This is a genomic window from Aldersonia sp. NBC_00410 (genome assembly GCF_026342035.1).
In the GTDB taxonomy this organism is placed as follows: domain Bacteria; phylum Actinomycetota; class Actinomycetes; order Mycobacteriales; family Mycobacteriaceae; genus Aldersonia.
The window spans coordinates 37,686-60,830 of sequence record NZ_JAPENM010000017.1 but is presented as its reverse complement, the minus strand read 5'-3'; the positions used below and the strand labels follow the sequence as shown (position 1 = coordinate 60,830).

Annotated in this window: 20 protein-coding genes; 13 read left to right on the top strand and 7 right to left on the bottom strand. The window is 68.3% G+C overall.

The window, feature by feature from the left end; all coding sequences use genetic code 11:
• The first annotated feature begins 254 nt into the window (after nucleotides 1–254).
• Entirely contained in the window at nucleotides 255–1,685 is a 1,431-nt protein-coding gene (locus OG921_RS26095) for an NlpC/P60 family protein (RefSeq protein WP_266115463.1), read from the top strand.
• 14 nt (nucleotides 1,686–1,699) lie between these two features.
• On the opposite strand, the gene OG921_RS26090 is transcribed toward OG921_RS26095, so the two are convergent.
• The 3 genes from OG921_RS26090 to OG921_RS26080 form a co-directional block, all read right to left on the bottom strand.
• Nucleotides 1,700–2,914 (bottom strand): DUF4389 domain-containing protein, encoded by a 1,215-nt coding sequence (locus OG921_RS26090; protein WP_266115462.1) that lies wholly within the window; start codon nucleotides 2,912–2,914, stop codon nucleotides 1,700–1,702.
• Between the two features lie 34 nt (nucleotides 2,915–2,948).
• A complete protein-coding gene (locus tag OG921_RS26085; RefSeq protein WP_266115461.1) occupies nucleotides 2,949–3,551 on the bottom strand; it encodes a class F sortase in 603 nt (200 codons plus the stop codon).
• A gap of 74 nt (nucleotides 3,552–3,625) precedes the next feature.
• Entirely contained in the window at nucleotides 3,626–5,608 is a 1,983-nt protein-coding gene (locus OG921_RS26080; protein WP_266115460.1) for a hypothetical protein, read from the bottom strand.
• A 978-nt stretch (nucleotides 5,609–6,586) separates the two neighbouring features.
• Between OG921_RS26080 and OG921_RS26075 the strand changes: the two genes are divergently transcribed.
• The 6 genes from OG921_RS26075 (at nucleotide 6,587) to OG921_RS26050 (ending at nucleotide 12,381) form a co-directional block, all read left to right on the top strand.
• Nucleotides 6,587–7,714, top strand: a complete 1,128-nt coding sequence (locus OG921_RS26075) for a MoxR family ATPase (RefSeq protein ID WP_266115472.1) — start codon at nucleotides 6,587–6,589, stop codon at nucleotides 7,712–7,714.
• Entirely contained in the window at nucleotides 7,711–8,658 is a 948-nt protein-coding gene (locus OG921_RS26070; RefSeq protein WP_266115459.1) for a DUF58 domain-containing protein, read from the top strand. The genes OG921_RS26075 and OG921_RS26070 overlap by 4 nt, the downstream gene beginning before the upstream one ends.
• Complete coding sequence (locus OG921_RS26065; protein ID WP_266115458.1) at nucleotides 8,655–9,650, top strand: VWA domain-containing protein; 996 nt, start codon at nucleotides 8,655–8,657, stop codon at nucleotides 9,648–9,650. The genes OG921_RS26070 and OG921_RS26065 overlap by 4 nt, the downstream gene beginning before the upstream one ends.
• Before the next feature lie 43 nt (nucleotides 9,651–9,693).
• Nucleotides 9,694–10,410 carry a 3-oxoacyl-ACP reductase FabG1 gene (gene fabG1, locus OG921_RS26060; protein WP_266115457.1) on the top strand — a complete coding sequence of 239 codons (717 nt, stop codon included), beginning with the start codon at nucleotides 9,694–9,696 and terminating at the stop codon, nucleotides 10,408–10,410.
• Between the two features lie 66 nt (nucleotides 10,411–10,476).
• Complete coding sequence (gene inhA / locus OG921_RS26055; RefSeq protein ID WP_266115456.1) at nucleotides 10,477–11,310, top strand: NADH-dependent enoyl-ACP reductase InhA; 834 nt, start codon at nucleotides 10,477–10,479, stop codon at nucleotides 11,308–11,310.
• A 3-nt stretch (nucleotides 11,311–11,313) separates the two neighbouring features.
• Nucleotides 11,314–12,381 carry a ferrochelatase gene (locus OG921_RS26050; RefSeq protein WP_266115455.1) on the top strand — a complete coding sequence of 356 codons (1,068 nt, stop codon included), beginning with the start codon at nucleotides 11,314–11,316 and terminating at the stop codon, nucleotides 12,379–12,381.
• Here the strand turns inward: OG921_RS26050 and OG921_RS26045 are convergent.
• Nucleotides 12,370–13,158: a hypothetical protein gene (locus tag OG921_RS26045; RefSeq protein WP_266115454.1), complete on the bottom strand. Its 789-nt coding sequence runs from the start codon at nucleotides 13,156–13,158 to the stop codon at nucleotides 12,370–12,372. The genes OG921_RS26050 and OG921_RS26045 overlap by 12 nt on opposite strands.
• A 67-nt stretch (nucleotides 13,159–13,225) precedes the next feature.
• On the opposite strand from OG921_RS26045, the gene OG921_RS26040 reads away from it, so the two are divergent.
• The 3 genes from OG921_RS26040 to OG921_RS26030 all read left to right on the top strand — a co-directional run bounded on the left by OG921_RS26040 (nucleotide 13,226) and on the right by OG921_RS26030 (nucleotide 15,731).
• Complete coding sequence (locus OG921_RS26040) at nucleotides 13,226–14,056, top strand: DUF3097 domain-containing protein (RefSeq protein WP_266115453.1); 831 nt, start codon at nucleotides 13,226–13,228, stop codon at nucleotides 14,054–14,056.
• Between the two features lie 62 nt (nucleotides 14,057–14,118).
• On the top strand, nucleotides 14,119–14,550 hold the full coding sequence (locus OG921_RS26035) for an NfeD family protein (protein WP_266115452.1): 432 nt from the start codon (nucleotides 14,119–14,121) through the stop codon (nucleotides 14,548–14,550).
• Nucleotides 14,550–15,731 (top strand): SPFH domain-containing protein, encoded by a 1,182-nt coding sequence (locus tag OG921_RS26030; RefSeq protein WP_266115451.1) that lies wholly within the window; start codon nucleotides 14,550–14,552, stop codon nucleotides 15,729–15,731. The genes OG921_RS26035 and OG921_RS26030 overlap by 1 nt, the downstream gene beginning before the upstream one ends.
• A gap of 10 nt (nucleotides 15,732–15,741) precedes the next feature.
• Here OG921_RS26030 and OG921_RS26025 read toward each other — a convergent pair whose 3' ends face one another.
• Genes OG921_RS26025 through OG921_RS26015 form a run of 3 tightly spaced genes read right to left on the bottom strand, consistent with a single transcriptional unit; the run spans nucleotide 15,742 to nucleotide 17,669 of the window.
• Nucleotides 15,742–16,284, bottom strand: a complete 543-nt coding sequence (locus tag OG921_RS26025; RefSeq protein WP_266115450.1) for a hypothetical protein — start codon at nucleotides 16,282–16,284, stop codon at nucleotides 15,742–15,744.
• 36 nt (nucleotides 16,285–16,320) lie between these two features.
• The gene (locus OG921_RS26020) at nucleotides 16,321–16,905 is read right to left on the bottom strand and encodes a hypothetical protein (RefSeq protein WP_266115449.1); all 585 of its coding nucleotides are present in this window, start codon (nucleotides 16,903–16,905) and stop codon (nucleotides 16,321–16,323) included.
• Nucleotides 16,906–16,964: 59 nt separating this feature from the next.
• Nucleotides 16,965–17,669, bottom strand: a complete 705-nt coding sequence (locus tag OG921_RS26015) for a TVP38/TMEM64 family protein (RefSeq protein ID WP_266115448.1) — start codon at nucleotides 17,667–17,669, stop codon at nucleotides 16,965–16,967.
• 154 nt (nucleotides 17,670–17,823) lie between these two features.
• On the opposite strand from OG921_RS26015, the gene mutA reads away from it, so the two are divergent.
• The 3 genes from mutA to meaB are packed head-to-tail and all read left to right on the top strand — an operon-like array spanning nucleotide 17,824 to nucleotide 22,973.
• On the top strand, nucleotides 17,824–19,704 hold the full coding sequence (gene mutA, locus OG921_RS26010; RefSeq protein WP_266115447.1) for a methylmalonyl-CoA mutase small subunit: 1,881 nt from the start codon (nucleotides 17,824–17,826) through the stop codon (nucleotides 19,702–19,704).
• 4 nt (nucleotides 19,705–19,708) lie between these two features.
• Nucleotides 19,709–21,961 carry a methylmalonyl-CoA mutase gene (gene scpA, locus OG921_RS26005; protein WP_266115446.1) on the top strand — a complete coding sequence of 751 codons (2,253 nt, stop codon included), beginning with the start codon at nucleotides 19,709–19,711 and terminating at the stop codon, nucleotides 21,959–21,961.
• Nucleotides 21,954–22,973, top strand: coding sequence for a methylmalonyl Co-A mutase-associated GTPase MeaB (gene meaB / locus OG921_RS26000; protein ID WP_266115445.1), 1,020 nt, complete (start codon nucleotides 21,954–21,956; stop codon nucleotides 22,971–22,973). Before scpA ends, meaB begins: the two co-directional genes overlap by 8 nt.
• Nucleotides 22,974–23,145 lie beyond the last annotated feature (172 nt).

Here is a 23,145-nt window from a genome sequence, read left to right as displayed (position 1 = left end):
TTGTGACTCCAGTTTCATTAGGGTGAAAAGTGTCGTACGGTGCGATTGACACTTTTTGGGGAAGAAGTGTCACAGAGCGTGCAGTGGTGCCGTTGGTTCTGTGGTGGCGCGTGGGTTCAATGGCTATGCACGGGCAGCTGTGACCGTGTCCTCCCCGGGTGGTGAGCCGACCGAGGGAGCAACCAGTGAGGCGAAGGTCGAAGGCAACCGAGCCGTCGCGCACGGGCACAACCCGAAGTTGGCGGCGCCCACCGATGGTGTCGCGGGCAGGTTGCGGATTTCTGCTGGCCACCGTTCTCGCGGTCGTCTGTGCCGGCTCGGTCACGGCGGTTCCACCGCCCCCGCCCAACCCGAGCGAATCCGATATCGCCGCCGCGAGCGCACAGGTCGACGGCGTCCTCGGCCAGGTTGGCGCCCTGATCAACCAGGTGGCCTCGGCAAACGAGGAACTGCAGCGCCTCGACGACGAGGTCGCCACTCGTCGCGAAGATGTCAACAAGGCACTCGTCGACCTGCAGGATGCGCGCGACGCCGCAGCGACCGCGACCGCAGCGGTCGGCACCGCGCAGCAGGGAGTCACCGACGCGAGTACCCAGATCGACCAGGCCCAGCAGCGCTTCGACAAGTCGGCGGCGCGGACCTACACCCAGGGCAGCGACGCAGCGTCGATCGCGTCGTACTTCGGCGCCGAGAACCCCGACGAGGTGCTGGACCGGGCGCAGATGCTCGCGCTGACGTCGAAGTCACAGCAGGCGGTGCTCGACGGTCTGCAGCGCGCCCGCGCCGAGCAAGCCAACAAGGCCTCGGCCGCGCGGCAGGCGAAACAGGATGCCGATACCGCCGCCGCGCAGGCGCAGACGCAGAAGGACGCGGCCGAGCAGGCGATCGCCGCAGCGCAGTCCGCGCTCGCGCAGCAGAACTCACGCAAGTCCGAACTCCAACGCAGTCGCGACGCTGCCCAGGTCCAACTCGACGCGGCCAGGGCCGACGTCTCGGGCCTGCAGGGGCAGCGGGACGCCTACACCACCTGGGACGGGCAGCGACGCGAAGAGGCGGCCGCGATCTCGGCGCTCGCCGACACGGCAAAGCAGATCGCGATTACCGCGGCGGCGCGAGTGGCAGCCGATCAGGCGCAGCGCGACCGGGCCGCAGAACTCGCAGCCGGGCAGCGCCCGCACACGACCCTCGACGAGGACGACGACGATGCGCCCGCACCACCCCCGCGCAAGCGTTCGCTGCCGAAGCTGCCATCGGTCATCGGGCCGGCCGCGGTCGAGATCGTCGTCGACCGCGGGATGTCGCAACTGGGTGTGCCCTATGCCTGGGGCGGCGGCGACGAAAACGGCCCGACCAAGGGCATCAGGGACGGCGGCGTTGCCGATGCGCACGGTGACTACAACAAGGTCGGCTTCGACTGCTCCGGGCTGATGATCTACGCGTTCGCCGGCATCGGTATTTCCTTGCCGCACTACAGCGGCTACCAATACACCGCGGGCGAACAGGTCCCCGCCGACGATATGCGTCGCGGAGACATGCTGTTCTGGGGTTCGAACGGCAGTCAGCACGTCGCCCTCTACCTCGGCGACGGCACGATGCTCGAGGCTCCGCAGTCCGGCGACGTGGTGAAGGTATCGCCCGTGCGCGAGGACGGCATGATGCCGTACGTGGCGCGCCTGGTCCCCTGATCGGGACGGACGTCCTATCCGAGGCCGACTATCAGCCACTGCCCGTTTTCTTGCATCTTCAGCAACACTTTCTGAGCCAACTCGGCGGAGCCGTTGCGGGCCTCGTAGATCCCTAACGATGCGTCGTTTCCGTCGATGTCGGCGTCTCGTGCGTCGAATTTGATGTTGGCGATCCGATCGAGCCTCGATTGCGATTCACGTCGGTGGGAGAGATAGATTGCGCCCGGGCAACTGTCGGTACGTGCCTGTGTCGCAAGCGATTGCGCGAGGGCGGGGGAGAGGATTGCGCACGCCTGTGCGCCATCGTTCGCGGCGACCGCTCGGTAGTAGTTCGACACTGCCGCGATCACGGCGTCCTGTTCGGCCGTCGCGACGACACTTTCGCGCTCAGCGCGATTCATGTCCGCGATGGCGAGCGAGGACGCCAACTGGGCGCAATAGGCACCGATGCCGAAGGCCAGCATTGCCGCCATGAGCGCACGTCCGCCGGTGGACACGTGGATGCGGAACTCGGGAGGAAGGTCGGTGTCGTCGCCGGTTGGTGCCGCGTGCTTGCTCGGCGGGAGTGGGTCTCCGAAGATGCGCTTCGGATACTCGGGAGTCAGCAGGTCGTAGTAGGCCTGCGTCCGTAGGTTCAGTCGCAGGATCGCTTCGGAGGCCTGGGCGATTGGACTCGGCATCCGTCCGAGCACCAGAACGATCAACCAGATGAATAGTCCCGCAACGGCCCAGCCCACAACGAAAAGCGCGCTCAACACCAGGACAGGGAAGCTCAGCAAGGTCCGGAAGAACACCGCCCAGCGATTGAGGCGGGTGGGCTCCGGCAACACAATCCGCACCGGATAGTTTTCGGAACTCGGTCGGATCGGCGGGTATCTGTCCACCAGGAGGTAGGCATAGCCGCTCACTCTGATGGCGTAGCTGAGGTACCACGCCAAGAAGCGACGGCACCACCCCGGTAGGCGCCCGATCAACAGAGTGCCCAGCCAGCCGAGAAGCCTGACGACGATGGCAGCGATACCGACGACGGTCAACACGAGCAAATGCGGAAGCACGAGTATCAATCGCAACAGGATCGTCCAGCGGCGCTGTCGCTGCCCCGAGTCGATGCCGAGAAGTGGAAGGCGAGCGGATGAACCGGCGTGCCCACCCTCAGCGCGGTCGGTCGGCGGGTCGTGCGGATGGTGGTGCGAAGGGTCGGGGACTGAGCTGGTCAATCTGTAATTCACCGCACTCCATGCGTTGTCGGGGTCTGCTCGACGTTCAGCCTGTCGGGTGGCGCGCGCTATCCGGTGAGGTGGAGATCATCGTCGTGTAGACCACGACGTTGGACCGGTAGCTGCGCGCCTGGCTGTCGAAGTCTCCTCCGCATGTGACCAGTTGTAAGTGGTTTCCGTCGGTGTTCGCGTAGACCTGTTCGGCGGGAAACTGTGTCTTCGGGTATGTCGCGACGGTGGTGACCGCGAATTCGGCGATGCTGCTGTCCGCGCGTGTGATCTCGACGCGATCGCCGGGTCGTAGCTCGCGCAGGTGGGAAAAGACGGCGGGGCCCTGGTAGGAGTCGACGTGGCCGAGGATCACCGCGGAGCCGGCTTCCCCCGGTGTGGGTCCGTGCCGGTACCAGCCTGCTTGCGCGTAGTCGGTGGGGACTTCCACGGTTCCGTCGGCGTTGAGCCCGAGCGAGATCAACGGTATCGACAGGTCGATGGCCGGTATCCGCAGCGATTGCGGAGTTGACGGCGACAGCGGCGGAATCGACTGCGGCGCACCAGTTCCCGGTGGGAGTGCGACCGCTGTCGGGTCGGCCTGCGGTCGATCGGTCGGGGTCGACAGGGCAGCCCCGGTGACGAAAACCGTTGCGAGCACACCCACTATCACGAGGAGTCGCGTGAACAGTCTCGTCCAACGCGTTCTCCCCGTGCGAGGGGATGCGGCCACGCTCAGCTCCGAGCGTTGCTTCTGCGGCGGGACCCGATCATCGCTGCAAGGCAAAGCAAGACAAGAGTCAAACCGGTCAACGGCACCGCATTGTCACGTGCCAGCTGGGCTGCACCGCCGGCACCTGTTTCCGGATAGCCGCGGGGAACGACATTCTTGGCGACGTTCTCCATGAACCCGACAGGTACGTCACCGCCGCCACCTATGCCCGTCGGTCCGCCGCCGGGACCCCCGGGACCACCGCCGCCGTAAGGACCACCGCCCCCGCCGCCCTGACCACCGGGACCGCCGGGACCACCGGGACCCCCGGGACCACCGGGACCCCCGGGACCACCGGGACCTTGCGGGCTTGCCTGAGGACCGGGAGCGCCGCCGCCGGAGCCCCCACCCGACGAGCCGAGGCCGAACAGCGCCAGAAGTCCTGGGATCGCGAGTGCACTTCCGCCGCCGAGAATCCCGAGCGGAACCGCCAGTGCGCTGCCGGTGCCGAGGGAACCCAGTGCGCTGCCGGTGCCGAGGGATCCCAGTGCGCTGCCGGTGCCGAGGGACCCCAGCCCGCTGCCGGTGCCTAATTCGCCGGCGCTGCCCGCGCCGAGGGACCCCAGTGCGCTGCCTGTGCCGAGGGATCCCAGTGCGCTGCCGGTGCCGAGGAGCAGGGCTAGCAGTGCGCTGCCGGTGCCTAATTCGCCGGCGCTGCCTGCGCCGAGGGACCCCAGTGCGCTGCCTGTGCCGAGGGAACCCAGCCCGCTGCCGGTGCCCAATTCGCCGGCGCTGCCCGCGCCGAGGGATCCCAGAGCGCTGCCGGTGCCGAGGAGCAGGGCTAGCAGTGCGCTGCCGGTGCCTAATTCGCCGGCGCTGCCTGCGCCGAGGGATCCCAGTGCGCTGCCGGTGCCGAGGGAACCCAGCCCGCTGCCGGTGCCCAATTCGCCGGCGCTGCCCGCGCCGAGGGACCCCAGTGCGCTGCCGGTGCCCAAGCTGCCCGTGCCGAGGAGCAGGGCTAGCAGTGCGCTGCCGGTACCAAGGGCGCTTCCTGTGCCGAGCAGCGCTTCCAGGGCGAGCGCGCTGCCGGTACCGAATTCGGCACTACCGAGTGCACTGCCGCTGCCCAGGAGTCCGAGCAGTACAGCAAGGGTAGCTGCGCTCCCGGTACCGAGTTCGGTACTGCCCAGGGCACTTCCGGTACCGAGGCCCAGTAGTGCACCGAGGGTCGCCGCGCTGCCGGCACCCAGTTCCGCGCTGCCAAGGGCGGCGCTGCCGCTGCCCAGACCGAGTAGAGCGGCCAGCGTGGCCGCGCTTCCGACACCGAGTTCGGCGCTGCCCGCGCCCAGTGCGCTGCCGGTGCCCAATGCTTCGGCGCTGCCCGCCCCGAGCGTGGCCGCGCTTCCTGCGCCGAGTTCGGCGCTGCCCGCGCCCAGTGCGCTGCCGGTGCCCAGTGCTTCGGCGCTGCCGGTGCCCAATGCTTCGGCGCTGCCCGCGCCCAGTGCGCTGCCGGTGCCCAGTGCTTCGGCGCTGCCGGTGCCCAATGCTTCGGCGCTGCCCGCGCCCAGTGCGCTGCCGGTGCCCAATGCTTCGGCGCTGCCCGCGCCCAGTGCGCTGCCGGTGTCCAATGCTTCGGCGCTGCCTGTGCCCAATGCTTCGGCGCTGCCCGCGCCCAGTGCGCTGCCGGCGCCCGCCTCGCCGGCGCTGCCGGTGCCCGCCTCGCCGGCGCTGCCCGCGCCCAGCCCGCTGCCGGCGCCAAATGCTTCGGCGCTGCCGGTGCCCAATGCATCGGCGCTGCCGGTGCCCAATGCTTCGGCGCTGCCGGAGCCGAATGCGTTACCGACGCCAAACGGAAATCCACTTCCAAAGCCACCATCTGCGCCCGCCGGACCGGCGCCAGTCGGCGCGAGAGGTAGGGGGAGGGTTTGGTCGGCCGACGCGATCGACGCGTTGGGGACGCCGCCGAAGGCGATGATTGCCGTTACGGTCGCAATCGCGACCGGCAAGGCGGGTCCGCCGCCGGCGGCGCGGAAGCGGACTCCGCAACGGACGGATTGGGGGGTTGCCCCGGGGGTCTTTGTTTTCCGATGCCGTGCCGTTCGTCGGGCCATGTCGCGCACCTTTCCCTCCCGTGCAGCCGCGCTGAGTGTTTGCTTAGCGATAACGGTACCCAGGTAAATGTGAGTTGAATCACAGATCTACAGAAAGCATCGGGGGCCCACCCGAAGTCATTACACGCCGCCGCGATCGCCCTGCCGTCCCTCGGTAACCGCGGGGAGCGCTTTCCTGGCCCAAGTCGGTATCACACCAATTGCCGCAGTTCAGCGCGTTGAACAAGGAAGTAAATCGCCGAATCTTCAGTGTCGGCGATAGTTCGTGCCGGCCTTCGCGCGAAAGCCATACCCACACCCCATCCGGACTCACCTCCACCGCTGTCGCGCCTGAAATCGGTCTGCCCGGCCTCGGGCAGTGTCGGCGCTGGTCAACTCCCGGCCATCTACCGGAGGAGGCGCACGAAGGCTCCTCCGCATGTGACGACTGTGTTTTCGGGTACGTGGCGAGGGTGGTGACCGCGAATTCGGCGATGCCGCTGTCCGTGCGGTGTGATCTCGACGCAGTCGCCGGATCATCGCGGCATCGACATCGGCGCATGTCCTCACCCGAGCGGCACAACTGGGGCCACAACGACAGCAGGTCCATCTCGCTCCGCCTGGGCGACGGCACCATGCCCGAACCCCGCATTCCGGCAATGTCGTGAAGATCGGCCCGCACGCGCGGGCGGCATGGCGGCCGCCACTGCTCGCGGCGTGCGACGCGGCAGTTGCCGAAGGGGAGGCGTTTGCGGCACCTTTCGCGTACACCTGGAATAGTTGTACCGATACGCGAAAACGCGTTCAAGGACGAGCCGGAAGCGGGGACTGTCGGTGACCTCAACTGACCGCGTGGACGTTCCGACAGGAAACGTTCCCGACACGGGCGCGAGCCTGGCGCGTGATGTGCAGACACTCGAGAAAGCCATCTACGAGGTCAAGCGCGTCATCGTCGGACAGGACCGACTCGTCGAGCGCTTGCTCGTGGGTGTGCTCGCCCGCGGGCACGTGCTGCTCGAGGGCGTTCCCGGTATCGCAAAGACCCTCGCCGTCGAGACATTCGCGACGGTGGTTGGTGGCTCGTTCTCGCGCGTGCAGTTCACGCCCGACCTGGTCCCCACCGACCTCGTCGGTACCAGGATTTACCGTCAGGGCCGCGAGGAGTTCGACACCGAGCTCGGCCCGGTCGTGGCGAACTTCGTGCTTGCCGACGAGATCAACCGCGCACCCGCGAAGGTGCAGTCGGCGCTGCTGGAAGTGATGGCCGAACGGCACCTGTCGATCGGCGGCAAGACCTACCCGATGCCCGAGCCGTTCCTGGTCATGGCGACGCAGAACCCGATCGAGAGCGAAGGCGTCTACCCGCTGCCGGAGGCGCAGCGTGACCGGTTCCTGTTCAAGGTCGTCGTCGACTATCCCTCGGTCGAAGAGGAACGGGAGATCGTCTACCGCATGGGCGTGACGCCGCCGGAGGCCAAGCAGATTCTCGGTCCAGAGGAAGTGGTGCGTCTGCAGCGGGTGGCGAGCGGCACCTTCGTTCACCACGCGCTCGTCGACTACGTCGTCCGGGTCATCGCGGCCACCCGCAAGCCGCGCGAGTTCGGCCTCGATGACGTCGCGGGCTGGGTGTCCTACGGCGCATCGCCGCGAGCGAGCCTGGGCATCATCGCGGCCTCGCGGGCGCTCGCGCTCATCCGCGGTCGCGACTACGTCATCCCGCAGGACGTGCTCGAGGTGATCCCGGACGTGCTGCGGCATCGCCTGGTGCTGTCCTACGACGCACTGGCCGACGAGGTTTCGCCGGAGGACGTCATCACCCGGGTGTTGCAGACCGTCGGTCTGCCGCAGGTGGCCGCGCAGGCGATCGCCCCCGCGCCTGCGGGCCCGCATGGTCCCGCCCCTGTGCCGGTGGGAGCCAATGGTCCCGTTCCCGCCGGTCCGATGCCCGCCCCGGGGCAGGCACCCAATCAGGCGGTGCCTTCGGCCGCCGCGCACCCGAACGCGAACAGCACGCCGCAGTGACGGCGCACCCGCCACCTTCGCTGCAGGCCGGTGAGCTGAGCGACCCTCGACTGTCCGCGGCGTTGCGGACCCTCGAACTCACGGTGCGGCGTCGTCTCGACGGTGTGCTGCACGGCGATCACCTCGGGCTGATACCCGGGCCCGGCTCGGAGCCGGGGGACGCGCGCCTGTATCAGCCGGGCGACGATGTCCGGCAGATGGACTGGTCGGTGACCGCGCGGACCACACACCCGCATGTGCGGCAGATGGTCGCCGACCGCGAACTCGAGACGTGGATGGTCGCGGATCTGTCGGCCAGCCTCGATTTCGGCACCACCGGCTGCGAGAAGCGCGACCTCGTCGTCGCCGCCGCAGCCGCGATCACCTTCCTCACCAGTGGCGGTGGTAATCGGATCGGCGCGGTCGTGGCGACGGGCGCCGACACCGTCCGCATGCCCGCCCGCAGCGGGCGGGTCCATGCCCAGGCGATGCTGCGGAAGATGGCGACGACCCCGAGGGCGCCGGACGGCGTCCGCGGTGACCTGCGCGGTGCGATCGAATCCTTGCGCCGCCCGCAGCGCAAGCGCGGGCTCGCTGTCGTGATCAGTGACTTCCTCGGCCCGATCGACTGGCAGCGGTCGCTGCGAGCAGTGGCCGCACGACACGACGTGCTCGCCGTCGAGGTGCTCGACCCACGTGACCTCGAGCTGCCCGACGTCGAGGACATCGTGCTGCACGATCCGGAAACCGGTCGCACCCGCGAGTTCACCGTGACGCCGAAACTGCGCGCCGACTTCGCCGAAGCTGCACAGCGGCATCGTGACGAGGTCGAACTGGTGCTGCGCAGCTGCGGCGCCCCGGTGCTGACGCTGCGCACGGACCGGGACTGGATCACCGATGTGGTGCGTTTCGTGTCCACCCGCAGGCACACGTTCGGTGCGGCGAGCAAGGTGCCGCGCCAGTGAGTCTTTCGCAGTTCGCATCACCGTGGTGGTTGATCTTCGCGCTCGTGGTGCTCGGTCTCGTCGCGGTCTACATCGTCGCGCAGCGTCGTCGGCGTCGGCACATGCTGCGGTTCAGCAACCTCGAACTACTCGAATCGGTAGCGCCGGAGCGGCCGGGCCGGCTGCGGCACCTGCCCATCGCGCTGTTGCTGGTCGGATTGCTGATGTTCACCGTCGCGCTTGCGGGCCCGACCAAGGACAAGAAGATCCCGCGCAACCGGGCCACCGTGATCCTGGTGATCGACGTGTCGCTGTCGATGGAGTCGACCGACGTGAAGCCGAGCCGCCTCGAGGCCGCGCAACAGGCCGGCAAGGCCTTCGCCGACGGGCTGACGCCGGGTATCAACCTGGGCCTGGTGACCTTTGCCGGGACCGCCTCGGTCCTGGTGTCGCCGACCCCGAACCGCAACGAGACGAAGTCGGCGATCGACCAGATCCAGCTGAGCGAACGGACCGCCACCGGCGAGGGGATTTTCACCGCATTGCAGTCCATCCAGACGCTCGGTGCGGTACTCGGCGGGGCCGAGGAACCGCCGCCCGCGCGGATCGTGCTGCTGTCCGACGGCAAACAGACGGTGCCGGAGAGCCCGGACGACCCGCGGGGCGGCTATACCGCTGCGCGGGAGGCGAAGAACCAGAACGTGCCGATCTCGACGATCTCGTTCGGCACCAGCTATGGCACCGTCGACATCCCCAACGAGGCGGGCGGTTCCGAGCGAGTGCCGGTGCCGGTGGACGATCCGTCCCTGCGCGAGATCGCGAACCTCTCCGGCGGCCAGTTCTTCACCGCGTCCAGCCTCGAAGAACTGACCAAGGTCTACGACACGCTCGAGGAACAGATCGGGTACGAGACCACGCGCGGCGACGCCAGTCGACCGTGGCTGATCCTCGGTGTGGTGCTGACGACCGCGGGCCTCGCGACGGCGTTGGTCTATCGTCAGCGTCTACCTTGAGTCCTCTCCCGGCGGAACCATTACGACCAGATAGGTTGAGCACATGTCTTCAACAACGGCCCGATCGGTACTCGTCACCGGCGGCAACCGTGGCATCGGCCTCGCGGTGGCGCAGCGCCTCGCCGCCGATGGCCACAAAGTAGCCATCACGCACCGTGGTTCCGGCGCGCCGGACGGCATCCTGGGCGTGAAGTGCGATGTCACCGACAACGAGTCGGTCGAGGCCGCTTTCAAGGAGGTCGCCGAGAAGCAGGGCCCCGTCGAGGTGCTCGTCGCGAACGCAGGCATCACCGAGAACATGCTGCTGATGCGCCTCACGGAGGAGAATTTCAGCCGCGTCCTCGACGCCAACCTGACCGGCGCGTTCCGCTGCGCGAAGCAGGCCACCAGGGGCATGCAGCGCGCGAAGTGGGGCCGGATGATCTTTCTCGGCTCGGTCGTCGCGATGTCCGGTGTCCCCGGACAGTCGAACTACGCCGCCTCGAAGGCGGGCTTGATCGGCATGGCCCGCTCGATCGCGCGTGAGATCGGTTCGCGCAACATCACCGCCAACGTCGTCGCGCCGGGCTTCATCGATACGGACATGACCGCGGAGATGGAGGACAAGTACATCGAAATGGCCAAGCAGGCCATTCCGCTCGGCCGCACCGGCAAGCCCGAGGACGTCGCCGCTGTGATCAGCTTCCTCGCCTCCGATGAGGCGGGCTACATCTCCGGGGCCGTGATCCCCGTCGATGGCGGCATGGGCATGGGTCACTGATAAGCCGGTTCTCTAATAGCCGGGGCCACTAGATCTTTCGACCACTCCAGGGAGAGACGACACAACATGGGCGGACTGCTCGAAGGCAAGACCGTATTGATCACCGGGATCATCACCGACGCGTCGATCGCGTTCCATGCTGCCGCGATGGCGCAGGACCAGGGCGCGAAGGTCGTCATCACCGGTATCCCGGAGCGGCTGCGGCTGATCGACCGCATCGCCAAGCGTCTGCCGCAGGAGGTGCCGCCGGCGATCGGGCTGGACATCACCAACGAGGACGATCTGAACGCGCTCGCGGACAAGGTCCGTGAGCTCGCACCCGAAGGCGTCGACGGCGTGCTGCACTCGATCGCGATGGCGCCGAAGACCCTGATGGGCCCGGACGCGGTGCCGTTCCTCGACGGCCCCGGCTCCGATGCGGCGAAGGCATTCGAGATCTCCGCGTGGAGCTACGCCTCGCTGGCACGCGCCGTGCTGCCGGTGATGAACGAGGGCGGCTCCATCGTCGGCATGGATTTCGATCCGCGCACCGCGATGCCGTACTACAACTGGATGGGCGTGGCCAAGGCCGCGCTGGAGTCGGTGAACCGGTACGTGGCACGAGAAGTGGGAGCTGCCAAGCGAATTCGCTCCAACCTCGTCGCCGCCGGCCCGATCAAGACGCTCGCTGCCAAGGCGATCGCCGGCACCGCGACCGACGATGCCAAGCAGCTCAACATGCTCAACACCTACTGGGACGGTGCGTCGCCGATCGGCTGGAACGTCGACGATCCGACAGTGGTCGCCAAGTCGATCGTGACGCTGCTCTCGGATTGGCTGCCGGGCACCACCGGGTCGATCGTGTACGTCGACGGCGGCGCGAGCCACAACACCTGGTTCCCGGAGGGCTTCGCGGGCTGATCGATGGACGCCCAGGCACTGTTGTTGCTGTCGTTCGGCGGCCCGGAACGCCCCGAAGACGTGCTGCCGTTCCTGGAGAACGTGACCCGGGGGCGTGGTATCCCGCGGGCACGGCTGGAGGCAGTGGCGCAGCACTACCACCACTTCGGGGGAGTGTCGCCGATCAACGCGCTCAACCGCGCCGTCATTGCCGACGTCGAGCGCGAGTTCGCCACGGCGGCAATCGATCTTCCGGTGTATTTCGGGAACCGGAACTGGCATCCGATGGTCGAGGACACGGTGGATCGGATGCGTGCGGACGGCGTCGAATCGGCGCTCGTGCTGGCCACCTCCGCCTGGGGTGGCTACTCGGGCTGCCGGCAGTACCACGAGGACATCGCCCGCGCCCGCGCTGCGGTCGGCACGGGTGCGCCGACCCTGACCCGGCTGCGGCAGTACTACGACCACCCGCTGTTCATCGCGGCCTTCGCGGACGCGATCACCGCTGCGGTTGCCGAACTGCCCGAACAGCACCGGGCGGCCGCGCGACTGGTGTTCACCGCGCATTCGGTCCCGGTCGCCGCGGATGAGAGTGCCGGCCCGCCCGTGGATGGTGGCCGCCTCTACAGCCGGCAGGTCGCCGAGGCCGCGCGGTTGTGCGCCGGCGCAGCTGGTTTCACCGAGTACGACCTGGTGTGGCAGTCGCGGTCCGGCCCGCCATCGGTGCCATGGCTGGAACCCGATATCTGCGACCATCTCGACGCGCTGGCCGGCGGGGGCGTGGAAGCGGTCGTTGTCTGCCCGGTGGGGTTCGTCTCCGACCACCTCGAAGTGGTGTGGGACCTCGACAACGAAGCCGCCGCGAAGGCCGAGGAACTCGGGCTGAGTTTTGCCCGCGCCGCTACGCCGGGGAGCGATCCGCGGTTCGCGCGGATGGTGGTGGAACTCGTGCGCGAAGTTATGGCGCAGACACCCGTTCGGCGGCTCGGTACGGTGCCCGGCTACGGCGTCGGAGTGGACGGCACGGTGTGCCATCCGAGTTGCTGTGGATCCGAACTCTCCGCTGCGCGGAGCGGAGGATCAGGACGCTGAGTTGACCGCGGCGAGACGAGCGGTGCGGATCGCCGTCCACAGCGGGCGCAGCGCGTCCTCCTGCAGGCCGGCCCCGGAGACCGACGCGGGTGCGGAAGCCGGTTGCCGCGCGGCCACCGTGAGGATTGCCGCCACCCGGTCGGCTGAGTCGAGCACGCGGCGCGCCCGGATCGGCATCGAACTCGGGTAGGAGTGCGAGGCCGATCGATTCAGCTCTGCTTCGACAAGTGCCCTCGGGTCGGCGGCCGAACCGACGGCGACGCTCTGTAGCGCGGCCAATGCGTCGGCGGCGGCGCGGACTGCCTCGCGCATCGCGTATTCGGCCTCGCCGAGCGATATCTCCTCGGGCAGATCGGGTAACACTTCGCTGAACAGCGTCCACTGCATCGTTTCCGCCGTGGGCCGATGGGGCACCAACCCGACACCCGTCGCGCCCGGTGTCCCCGCGAGCAGGCCTTCACCGGCCGCGACCGCCGCGGCCGCGAACGGACTGCCCGCGGCGAGCCCGCGTACGTCTCCGGCCACCGGCAGCACCAGTCGGAGTCGCGCGCCGGGCGCTGCGACCGCCTCGCGCACGGTTTTCAGTAGCTCGGTGAGCCCGGTCGTCTCGGTCTCCGGCCACGGCATTCCGACGCATCCCGCGGTGACCGCGTCCGCTGCGCCGACCCGGTGCCTCGGTGCCCACGCGTGCAGCGCGTCGAGGACGTCGTCGGGCGCGGCGGCACCGGCGAGCCACGAACCGGCCCACGCCGTCAGGGTCGCGCTGGGAGTGCACATACTGATCGAGGATAGGACGGCGTGGCGAGCCGCGCGCGGCGGCCTCACTCGCCTACCGTCTTCGCTCGTGACTGGGCAAGATCGCTATCGCGCGGACATTTTGGCGGGCCATTCCCGCACCCGCCGCAAGCAGGTACCGCGGGTCGAGGGGGCCCGAGATCTCGTCGTCGAAGACGCGGCGACGGGTTTCTGCGGTGCCGTCGTCGGCTTCGAACGCAGCTACGACGGCGAGTTCGTGAAGCTGGAGGATCGGCACGGCCGGGTTCGGCTGTTCGCGCTGCGCGAGGCGGCTTTCCTGGTCGACGGCGCCCCGGTGACCCTGGTCCGTCCGGCTGGGCGCACCCCGGCGACACCGACGCGGTCGGCGTCGGGTTCCACCCGGGTCGAGGGGCTGCGGGCGCGGGTGGCGCGGGCAAGCCGGATCTGGGTCGAGGGAGTGCACGACGCTGCGCTGGTGGAGCGAGTATGGGGGCACGATCTGCGGGTGGAAGGCGTCGTCGTCGAACACCTCGAAGGCCTCGACAACCTCGGCGCCCGGCTCGGCGAGTTCGTGCCGGGGCCGGGCCGTCGGGTCGGGGTGCTGGTCGATCATCTCGTCACCGGCTCGAAGGAAACCCACCTGACCACCGGCCTCGGGCCCGATGTGCTCGTCACCGGTCACCCGTATGTCGATGTGTGGCAAGCGGTTCGACCGCAGGCGCTGCACATCGACGGCTGGCCCGAGGTGCCGCGCGGCGAGGACTGGAAGACCGGCGTCTGCCGGCGGTTGGGCTGGGGGACGCCGCAGCAGGGTTGGCGCCGCGTCTACGAGGCGGTGAACTCGTTCCGGGATCTGGAGGCGCCGTTGATCGGCGCGGTGGAACAACTCGTCGACTTCGTCACCGAGCCGGTGGACTGACACGATTCGCCATGTCGTTCGCAAGTCGCGGACTGCGTGCCACCCTTGGCTAGAGTGGTGTTGTGGCACCATTTGTTTGGCTTGTCGGGGGGATATTGCTGGCTGCCGCCGAGGCGTTGTCCGGCGACCTTTTCTTGATCATGCTCGCCGGTGGTGCGCTCGTCACCGCGGGCGTGAGCGCGGTGACGGATTGGCCGGTGTGGATCGATGGGGTGGTCTTCGCGGTTACCTCGATTTCACTGCTGTTGCTTGTCCGTCCGATGTTGCTGCGCAGGTTCTCCGCGCCGCCGCCGACACCGACCAATGTCGCCGCGTTGACCGGAAAGCACGCGCTCGTGCTCGAGGAGATCGGCGCACACGCCGGGCAGGTGAAGATCGGCGGTGAGGTCTGGACCGCGCGTCCGCTCGACACGACCGAGGTGTACCCCGCCGGGAGCACCGTCATTGTGATGAAGATCGACGGCGCCACCGCCGTCGTGTGGAAGGGGTCGTAATGGCAGCACTCATCGTGCTGGCGGTCGTCGTGCTGCTGGCGGCGATCATCGTGTACCGGGCCGTCGCACTGATTCCGCAGGCGGAGGCCGCGGTGATCGAGCGTCTCGGCCGCTACTCCCGCACCGTGTCGGGACAGCTGACGTTTCTGGTGCCGTTCGTCGACCGGATCCGGGCCAAGGTCGACCTGCGCGAACGCGTGGTGTCCTTCCCACCGCAGCCGGTGATCACCCAGGACAATCTCACCCTGCATATCGACACCGTCGTCTACTTCCAGGTCACCAGCCCGCAGTCCGCGGTCTACGAGATCAGCAACTACATCGCGGCGGTCGAGCAGCTGACCGTCACCACGCTGCGCAACGTGGTCGGCGGCATGACGCTGGAAGAGACGCTCACCTCGCGTGACTCGATCAACGGGCAGTTGCGTGGCGTGCTCGACGAGGCCACCGGGCGCTGGGGTCTGCGCGTCGCGCGGGTGGAACTGAAGAGCATCGATCCGCCGGCGTCGATCCAGGAGTCGATGGAGAAGCAGATGAAGGCGGACCGCGAGAAGCGCGCGATGATTCTCAACGCCGAGGGGATTCGGGAATCGTCGATAAAGACCGCCGAAGGCCAGAAGCAGAGCCAGATCCTGTCGGCCGAGGGCGCCAAGCAGGCCTCGATTCTGGCCGCCGAGGGCGAGCGGCAGTCCCGGATCCTGCGTGCACAGGGTGAGCGAGCCGCCAAATACCTGCAGGCGCAGGGCCAGGCCAAGGCGATCGAGAAGGTGTTCGCCGCGATCAAGTCGGGCAAGCCGACGCCGGAATTGTTGGCCTACCAGTACCTGCAGACGTTGCCGCAGATGGCGCAAGGCGACGCCAACAAGGTGTGGCTGGTGCCGAGCGACTTCGGCGACGCGCTCAAGGGTTTCGCGAAGAGCCTCGGTGCGCCGGGCGAAGACGGCGTCTTCCGGTATCAGCCACCCGAGGACGTGGATGTGCCTAAGCCCGAAGACGATTCGGACGAGGTGGCCGGCTGGTTCGACACGACCACCGATCCGGAGATCCAGCGCGCGGTCCGGGCCGCGGAGGCCGACGCACGCACGCCGGTGGAGAATCCGACGCACATCTCCCCGCAGCTGCATCAGCGTCAGCAGGAGTCGGTGGGGTGGCAGCCACCGGAGCAGCTGCCACCGACGAGCTGACTGACCGGACTCAGGTGAACATGCCTCGCCCGATGCCCCCGATGGCCAAGGCCCAGAGCACGCTGGCGAACGTGCCGATGATGAACTGCTCGCTGGCGTGCGGCTTGGGTTCGCGCAGTTCGGGATAGCGGGCGAGGCCCTTCACGCCGAGTACCACGACGATTCCCTCCGGCCAGCCGGCGAGCACCGTCACGACGATCGCGATGCGCTCGAAGACCCCGATCATCAGCCCACCGCGCAACGGACCGGGATCGGTGGTGTCGCGCAGATCGGCACTGTCCGCAGGGTCCGCGCGATCGGACTGTCGGCGGGCAATGCGGAACGCCAGGGGTGCGAAGGGGAGTCCACCGAGCGCGGCGGCGGCGACCGAGAGCACCGCGGTCGCACCGATTGCGAACCCGTGCACTGCATCGCCGTAACCGGCCAGAATCGCTGCCGCGGTGGCGAGGGCGGCCGTGACGGCGGGCGAGATCCACATCGGAATCCGGCGGTGGCCCAACAACAGCGGCGCCACCGCGGTGGCGCCGAGCAGGATCAGCGCGGCAATATTCATCGGGCCGTCGCTTTCATCCGGCCATCGCCTGGGTGTTCATGCGGCTCCCGCTTCGGTCAGCAGTTTGACGGCAAGCGATCGTCCCGGTGCCTCGGCGTGCCACCCGGCCGCCGCCAGTCGTTGCGACATCGCCTGATTGCTGATGCCGAGGGTATCGGCCGCCACCGACTGACTCGGATGTGTGCGCATCAGCGCGACCGCGGCGTGGCCGTGCTCGGAGCGCCGGGCGACGAGCAGTGCCAGCAGGGTCAGCACCGTTTCCGCGTCCGCGGCGCGAGTGTCATCGCCGCCCTCGACGGCCAGATTCGCGGGTGCACGCTTCGCCCGGTCGACGGCGCGGCGCGCCGCCTCGAACGCGGGGCCACGGCCGGCGCGCGTGGACGAGGGGAGGGGTTCTTCGACGGAACCGATGCCGATGCCGATGCTCCAGTGACCACGCCGGATGAAGTCGAGAGCGAGTTCGACGACCGCCTCGGCCGAAGCGGTGACGCCCTGAACTTCGTCGCCTGCTGTGCGTTCGAAGCCGCGCACCATCGGCACGGGCGGGAGGTCGGCGAGCAGGTCATCCACGCGATCGACGTCACGTCGACTGCGTTGTTGATCGACGGTGAGGACGAACATTCGTTAAGTGTAGAAGCTTGATTTATTCAAATCAAGTCAAAAAGCTTGATTGTCCCAGTTCAAGCACTAGCGCTTGATGGAGCCGAATCCGGATCCGTCCGCTTTTCGTTCGCCGCGGGCACGGGCGCGGGTGCCGCGAGTCGGGCGTCGATGAGGAGTCCGGCCGCGCCGAGCACGAGGCAGGCAGCGGAAACCGCGAACATCGCGGGATGTGCGTCGCCGGTGAGCGCCGCACCGAGCACCACCACCGAAATTGTGCCGGGAATCACACCGATCAGCGTCGCCAGGGTGTACGGGAGTATCCGCACCGACGACACCGCGCAGCAGTAGTTGATCACCGAGAACGGCACCGGAGCCATCAGACGCAGCGATCCGACGGCGAGCCATCCCCGCCGCGCCAAGCGCACGTCGACGGCCCGCGCCACCGGGTGGGTGAGGCGTGCCGAGACGGCGTCGCGGCCGAGGGCGCGCACCAGGATCAACGCGAGCACCGCGCTCGCCGTGGTAGCGGAAACTGCCAGGCCAACGCCCACGACCGGCCCGAAAAGCAGTCCGGCGCACAGCGTGAACACTGTGCGCGGGAACGGCGCCACGGTGACCACGGCGTGCAGTAGCAGGAACACGAGCGGAACCCAGGGACCGAACGAGCGCACCCAGTGCTCGACCCCGTCGGCATTCGGATGCGGAACGAGCAACGCGATGACGATCGCCGCGGCCAGGGCGGCAGCCCCGGCCAGCAGCTTCGGATCGGCTTTCGTACGCACGAAGAAAGAGGTTACCCGTGGGTACTCGCGACCACGGGAAAGGCGCACCCGCCCGTCCGGTTAGCATCATGACAACCGAGCGACGCGGGCCACATCGACCGAGCGAACGCACGGTAGTCACACCACGAGTCGAGTGGAAGAGGAAGCATCAGCAATGCCGATTGCATCAGGGCCCGACGCGGGGCGGGACGAGGCCTACGCCGACTGGCGTAAAGGCGTGGGGGCGGTGCTCGCAAAGGCGCACCGGACCGATCCCGCAGACCTCCCGGCGGAGCCCGAGCGGCTGCTCGATGTCATCACCTACGACGGTGTGACCGTTGCTCCGCTCTATACCGAGCACGACGAACTCACCGAACCGGCGCTGCCCGGCGCGTTCCCCTACGTCCGGGGCCGCGACGCGCACCGTGACGTGAATCGCGGGTGGTTCGTCGGCGCGCGTTACGGCGCCGCCGGGGCCGACGCGGCAGCGGTGAACCGGCTCGTACTCGACGGCTTGGACAACGGTGTCGGCGCGCTGTGGCTCGCAACCGGGTCGGCCGGTGTCCCGGTTGCCGATCTCGGCGCCGCGCTCGAAGGCGTGCTGCTGGATCTGGCGCCACTCACGCTGGACGCGGGTGCCGACGTCGCCGCCGCTGCTGCCGCGATCTTCGCGCTGCTCGACGAGCGGATCGCGGCAGTCGACGGCGTTGCCGACCGAGCCGACGTGCAGATCGATCTCGGTGCCGCACCGCTCACCGATCGCTTCGCCGGCGTCGACACGATTGATACCGCGTCGTTGGTCGAACTCGCCGTCGCCGCGCACGATCGGCCCGAGACCATCCGCGCGATCACCGTCGACGGTGCCGTGTTCCACAACGCGGGCGCTTCCGACGCCGAGGAACTCGGTGCCGCGGTCGCTGTCGGTCTCGACTATCTGCGCGCGCTCACCGGTGCCGATGCGGGCCTGAGCGTCGAGGCCGCACTGGGTCAGCTCGCCTTCCGGTTCGCGGCCACCGATGACCAGTTCACCGCGATCGCCAAGTTCCGCGCGGCCCGTCAGGTGTGGGCGCGCGTCGCCGAGGTGGTCGGTGCCCCCGGGCACGGCGGCGCACCACAGCATGCGGTCACGTCCGCGGCGATGATGTCGCAGCGCGACCCTTGGGTGAACATGCTGCGCACGACTCTGGCCGCGTTCGGTGCGGGTGTCGGTGGCGCGGACACGGTCACCGTGCTGCCGTTCGATGCCGCGCTGCCCGCCGGCGCCCTCGATGTCTCCGCGTCGTTCGCGCAACGCGTCGCCCGCAACATCCAGCTGCTGCTGCTCGAGGAGTCGCATCTCGGCCGGGTGCTCGACCCCGCAGGCGGGTCCTGGTTCGTGGAGTCGATGACCACCGACCTCGCTGCGCAGGCGTGGGAGTTCGTACAGCAGATCGAGGCGGCCGGCGGATACCGCAAGGCGCTCGAGTCCGGTGTCGTCGCCGACCGGATCGCGGCAACAGCCGCGCGCCGTCGCACCGATATCGCGCACCGCAAGACCTCGCTCACCGGTGTCAACGAATTCCCGAACCTCACCGAGCCCGTCGTACCCGCCACCGCCGGACGCCTGCCCGGGGTCGCGCGGTACGCGCAGGACTTCGAGACGCTGCGGGATCGCTCCGATGCCTTCTTCGCGGCGAACGGATCGCGCCCGACGGTGTTCCTCGCCCCGCTCGGCACGGTTGCCGAGCACAACGTGCGAACGACGTTCGCGGCCAACCTGCTTGCGTCCGGCGGCATCGAGGCGGTGAACCCCGGGCCCATCGCGTTCGACGCGCTCGGCGCCGAGGCGACGGCGTCCGGTGCGAGCATCGCCGTGCTGTGCGGCACCGACAAGGCATACGGCGCGGACGGCGCGGCGGCCGTGGACGCGCTGCGCGCCGCGGGCATTCGCGAGGTGCTGTTGGCCGGACCTGAGAAGGCGTTCGCGGACGCCGAGCACAAGCCGGATGGCTATCTCACCATGAAGATCGACGCCGTCGCGGCGCTGACCGAGCTGCTCGAGAAGTTGGGAGCCTGACACCATGACGACGGTGCATCACACCATCGGCAGCTTCGCCGATGTCCCCCTCGTCGACCCGGCGGCGCCGGCCCCGGTCGCGCCCACCGAGACCGACGCGCGCGCCCATATCGAGGCCGGTGCTGCCGCCAACGGCTACACCACCGACCAGGTCGTGTGGACCACGCCCGAAGGCATCGACGTCAAGCCGGTCTACACCGACGCCGACCGCAAAGAGATTGCTGCACAGGGCTATCCACTCGACACGTTCCCCGGTCAGGTGCCGTTCCTGCGCGGCCCGTACCCGACGATGTACGTCAACCAGCCGTGGACCATTCGGCAGTACGCCGGCTTCTCCACCGCCGCGGAATCCAACGCGTTCTACCGCCGCAACCTGGCGGCCGGCCAGAAGGGCCTGTCGGTCGCGTTCGACCTGGCCACCCACCGTGGCTACGACTCCGACCATCCGCGTGTCGCCGGTGATGTGGGAATGGCCGGCGTCGCCATCGATTCCATCCTCGACATGCGCCAGTTGTTCGACGGTATCGACCTCGGCAACGTCTCGGTGTCGATGACGATGAACGGCGCCGTGCTGCCGATCCTCGCGCTCTATGTGGTGGCGGCCGAGGAGCAGGGGGTGCCGCCGGAGAAGCTCGCCGGGACCATCCAGAACGACATCCTCAAAGAGTTCATGGTCCGCAACACCTACATCTATCCGCCGAAGCCGTCGATGCGGATCATCTCGAACATCTTCGAGTACACCTCGACGCATATGCCGAAGTTCAACTCGATCTCGATCTCCGGATACCACATCCAGGAGGCCGGCGCGACGGCCGATCTGGAGCTGGCCTACACCCTCGCCGACGGCCTCGAGTACATCCGGGCCGGTCTGGACGCCGGTATCGACATCGACAAGTTCGCCCCGCGGTTGTCGTTCTTCTGGGGCATCGGCATGAACTTCTTCATGGAGGTCGCCAAGCTGCGTGCGGCGCGGCTGCTGTGGAGCGAACTGGTCGCGAAGTTCGACCCGAAGTCGGCGAAATCGCTGTCGCTGCGGACACATTCGCAGACGTCGGGCTGGTCGCTGACCGCGCAGGACGTGTTCAACAACGTGGCGCGCACGTGCATCGAGGCGATGGCCGCCACCCAGGGCCACACCCAGTCGCTGCACACCAACGCGCTCGACGAGGCGATCGCGCTGCCGACGGACTTCTCCGCCCGCATCGCGCGCAACACCCAGCTCGTGCTGCAGCAGGAGTCCGGCACCACCCGCCCGATCGACCCGTGGGGCGGCTCCTACTACGTCGAGTGGCTCACCCACCACCTCGCCGAGCGGGCCCGTGCGCATATCGCCGAGGTCGAGGAAGCCGGCGGCATGGCGCAGGCGATCGGCGAGGGTATCCCGAAGTTGCGCATCGAGGAGGCCGCCGCCCGTACGCAGGCGCGAATCGATTCCGGCGGGCAGACCCTGATCGGGGTCAACAAGTACATCCCCGACGAGCTCGACTCGATCGAGGTGCTCAAGGTCGAGAATTCGAAGGTGCGCCGCGAGCAGCTCGAGAAGCTCGGGCGGCTGCGTGCCGAGCGGGACGCCGACGCCGTCGCTGCCGCGCTGGCAAACCTGTCGCGTGCCGCGGCCTCGAGCGAGGGCGGCATGGAGAACAACTTGATGGCGCTGGCCATCGACGCCGCTCGCCACAAGGCCACGGTCGGCGAGATATCCGACGCGCTCGAGCAGGTCTACGGGCGCCATCAGGCCGAGATCAGGACAATCAGTGGCGTGTACCGAGACGAGGCGGGCAAGTCCCCGAACATCACCAAGGCCACCGACTTGGTCGAGAAGTTCGCCGAGGATGAAGGCCGCCGGCCGCGTGTGCTCATCGCCAAGATGGGCCAGGACGGTCACGACCGCGGTCAGAAGGTGATCGCCACGGCGTTCGCCGACCTCGGCTTCGACGTCGACGTGGGACCGCTGTTCCAGACCCCGGAAGAGGTGGCGGCGCAGGCGGCGGACAACGACGTGCACGTGGTCGGGGTTTCGTCGCTGGCCGCCGGTCACCTCACCCTGGTGCCCGCGCTGCGCGAGGCGCTGGCCGGGGTCGGCCGGGAAGACATCATGATCGTGGTCGGTGGCGTCATTCCGCCGGGCGACTTCGACGAGCTCTACGCGGCGGGCGCATCGGCGATCTTCCCGCCGGGAACGGTGATCGCGGACGCGGCGATCGGCCTGCTCGAGAAGCTGGGCAAGCAGTTGGGTCACGACCTCACCGATGGGTGATCGTCCGGTAGGCGGATCGGGCCGCCGCCCGGTTGATGTCGAGGCGCTCGCGAAAGCGGTACGCGCCAACGAACGGGCCGGGCTGGCGCGCGCGATCACGCTGATCGAATCGACCCGTGCCGATCACCGCGAAGCGGCGCAGCGCCTGCTGCTCGAGCTGATGTCCGATGCCGGTGAGCGGGCGACCGCGCACCGTGTCGGTATCACCGGTGTGCCCGGCGTCGGCAAGTCGACGTTCATCGACGCGCTCGGCATGTACCTGATCGAGCGCGGCCATCGGGTGGCGGTGCTCGCGGTCGATCCGTCGAGCACCCGCACCGGCGGATCCATCCTCGGGGACAAGACCCGGATGGCTCGGCTGTCGGTGGACCCGAAGGCCTACATCCGTCCGTCGCCGACGGCGGGCACGCTCGGCGGTGTCGCAAAGGCCACGCGCGAGACGATCGTGCTGCTCGAGTCGGCGGGTTACGACGTGATCTTGATCGAGACGGTCGGTGTCGGGCAGTCCGAGGTGACCGTCGCCAACATGGTCGACATGTTCTGCTTCCTGACGCTGGCGCGAACCGGAGATCAGTTGCAGGGCATCAAGAAGGGTGTGCTCGAGCTCGCCGATCTGGTCGCGGTGAACAAGGCGGACGGCAAACATCTGATCGAGGCGAAGTCCGCCGCGCGCGAACTCGCCGGGGCGCTACACCTGATCCATCCGCGCGAGTCACTGTGGCGCCCACCGGTGATCACGATGAGCGGGCTGGAAGGCAATGGCCTGGACAAGTTCTGGGACACCGTGTGCAAACACCGCGACGTGCTCAGCGAGGCCGGCGAGTTCGACGAGAAGCGCCGCCGTCAGCAGGTCGACTGGACCTGGACGATGGTCAACGATCAGCTGCTGCGCCGGCTGGCCGACAATCCGCGGGTCAAGCAGATCCGCGGCGGCGTCGAACAGCAGGTGCGCGACGGATCGCTCACCGCGGCACTGGCCGCGCAGGAGATCCTGAACGCGTTCGACGCCTGACGGGTTCGTCCCCATCGACTGAACGGAACCGTTCAGTCGATCAGATCGCCTGAACGGTCCGTTCATTCGGGCATGGGGGTGTGGATAACCCTGTCGCGCTCGTCTCGTGAACGGAAGATTTGGTGCGTTCAGCGGAGTGAACGCTTCCGTTCACTCCGCGGAGGTGGCTGTG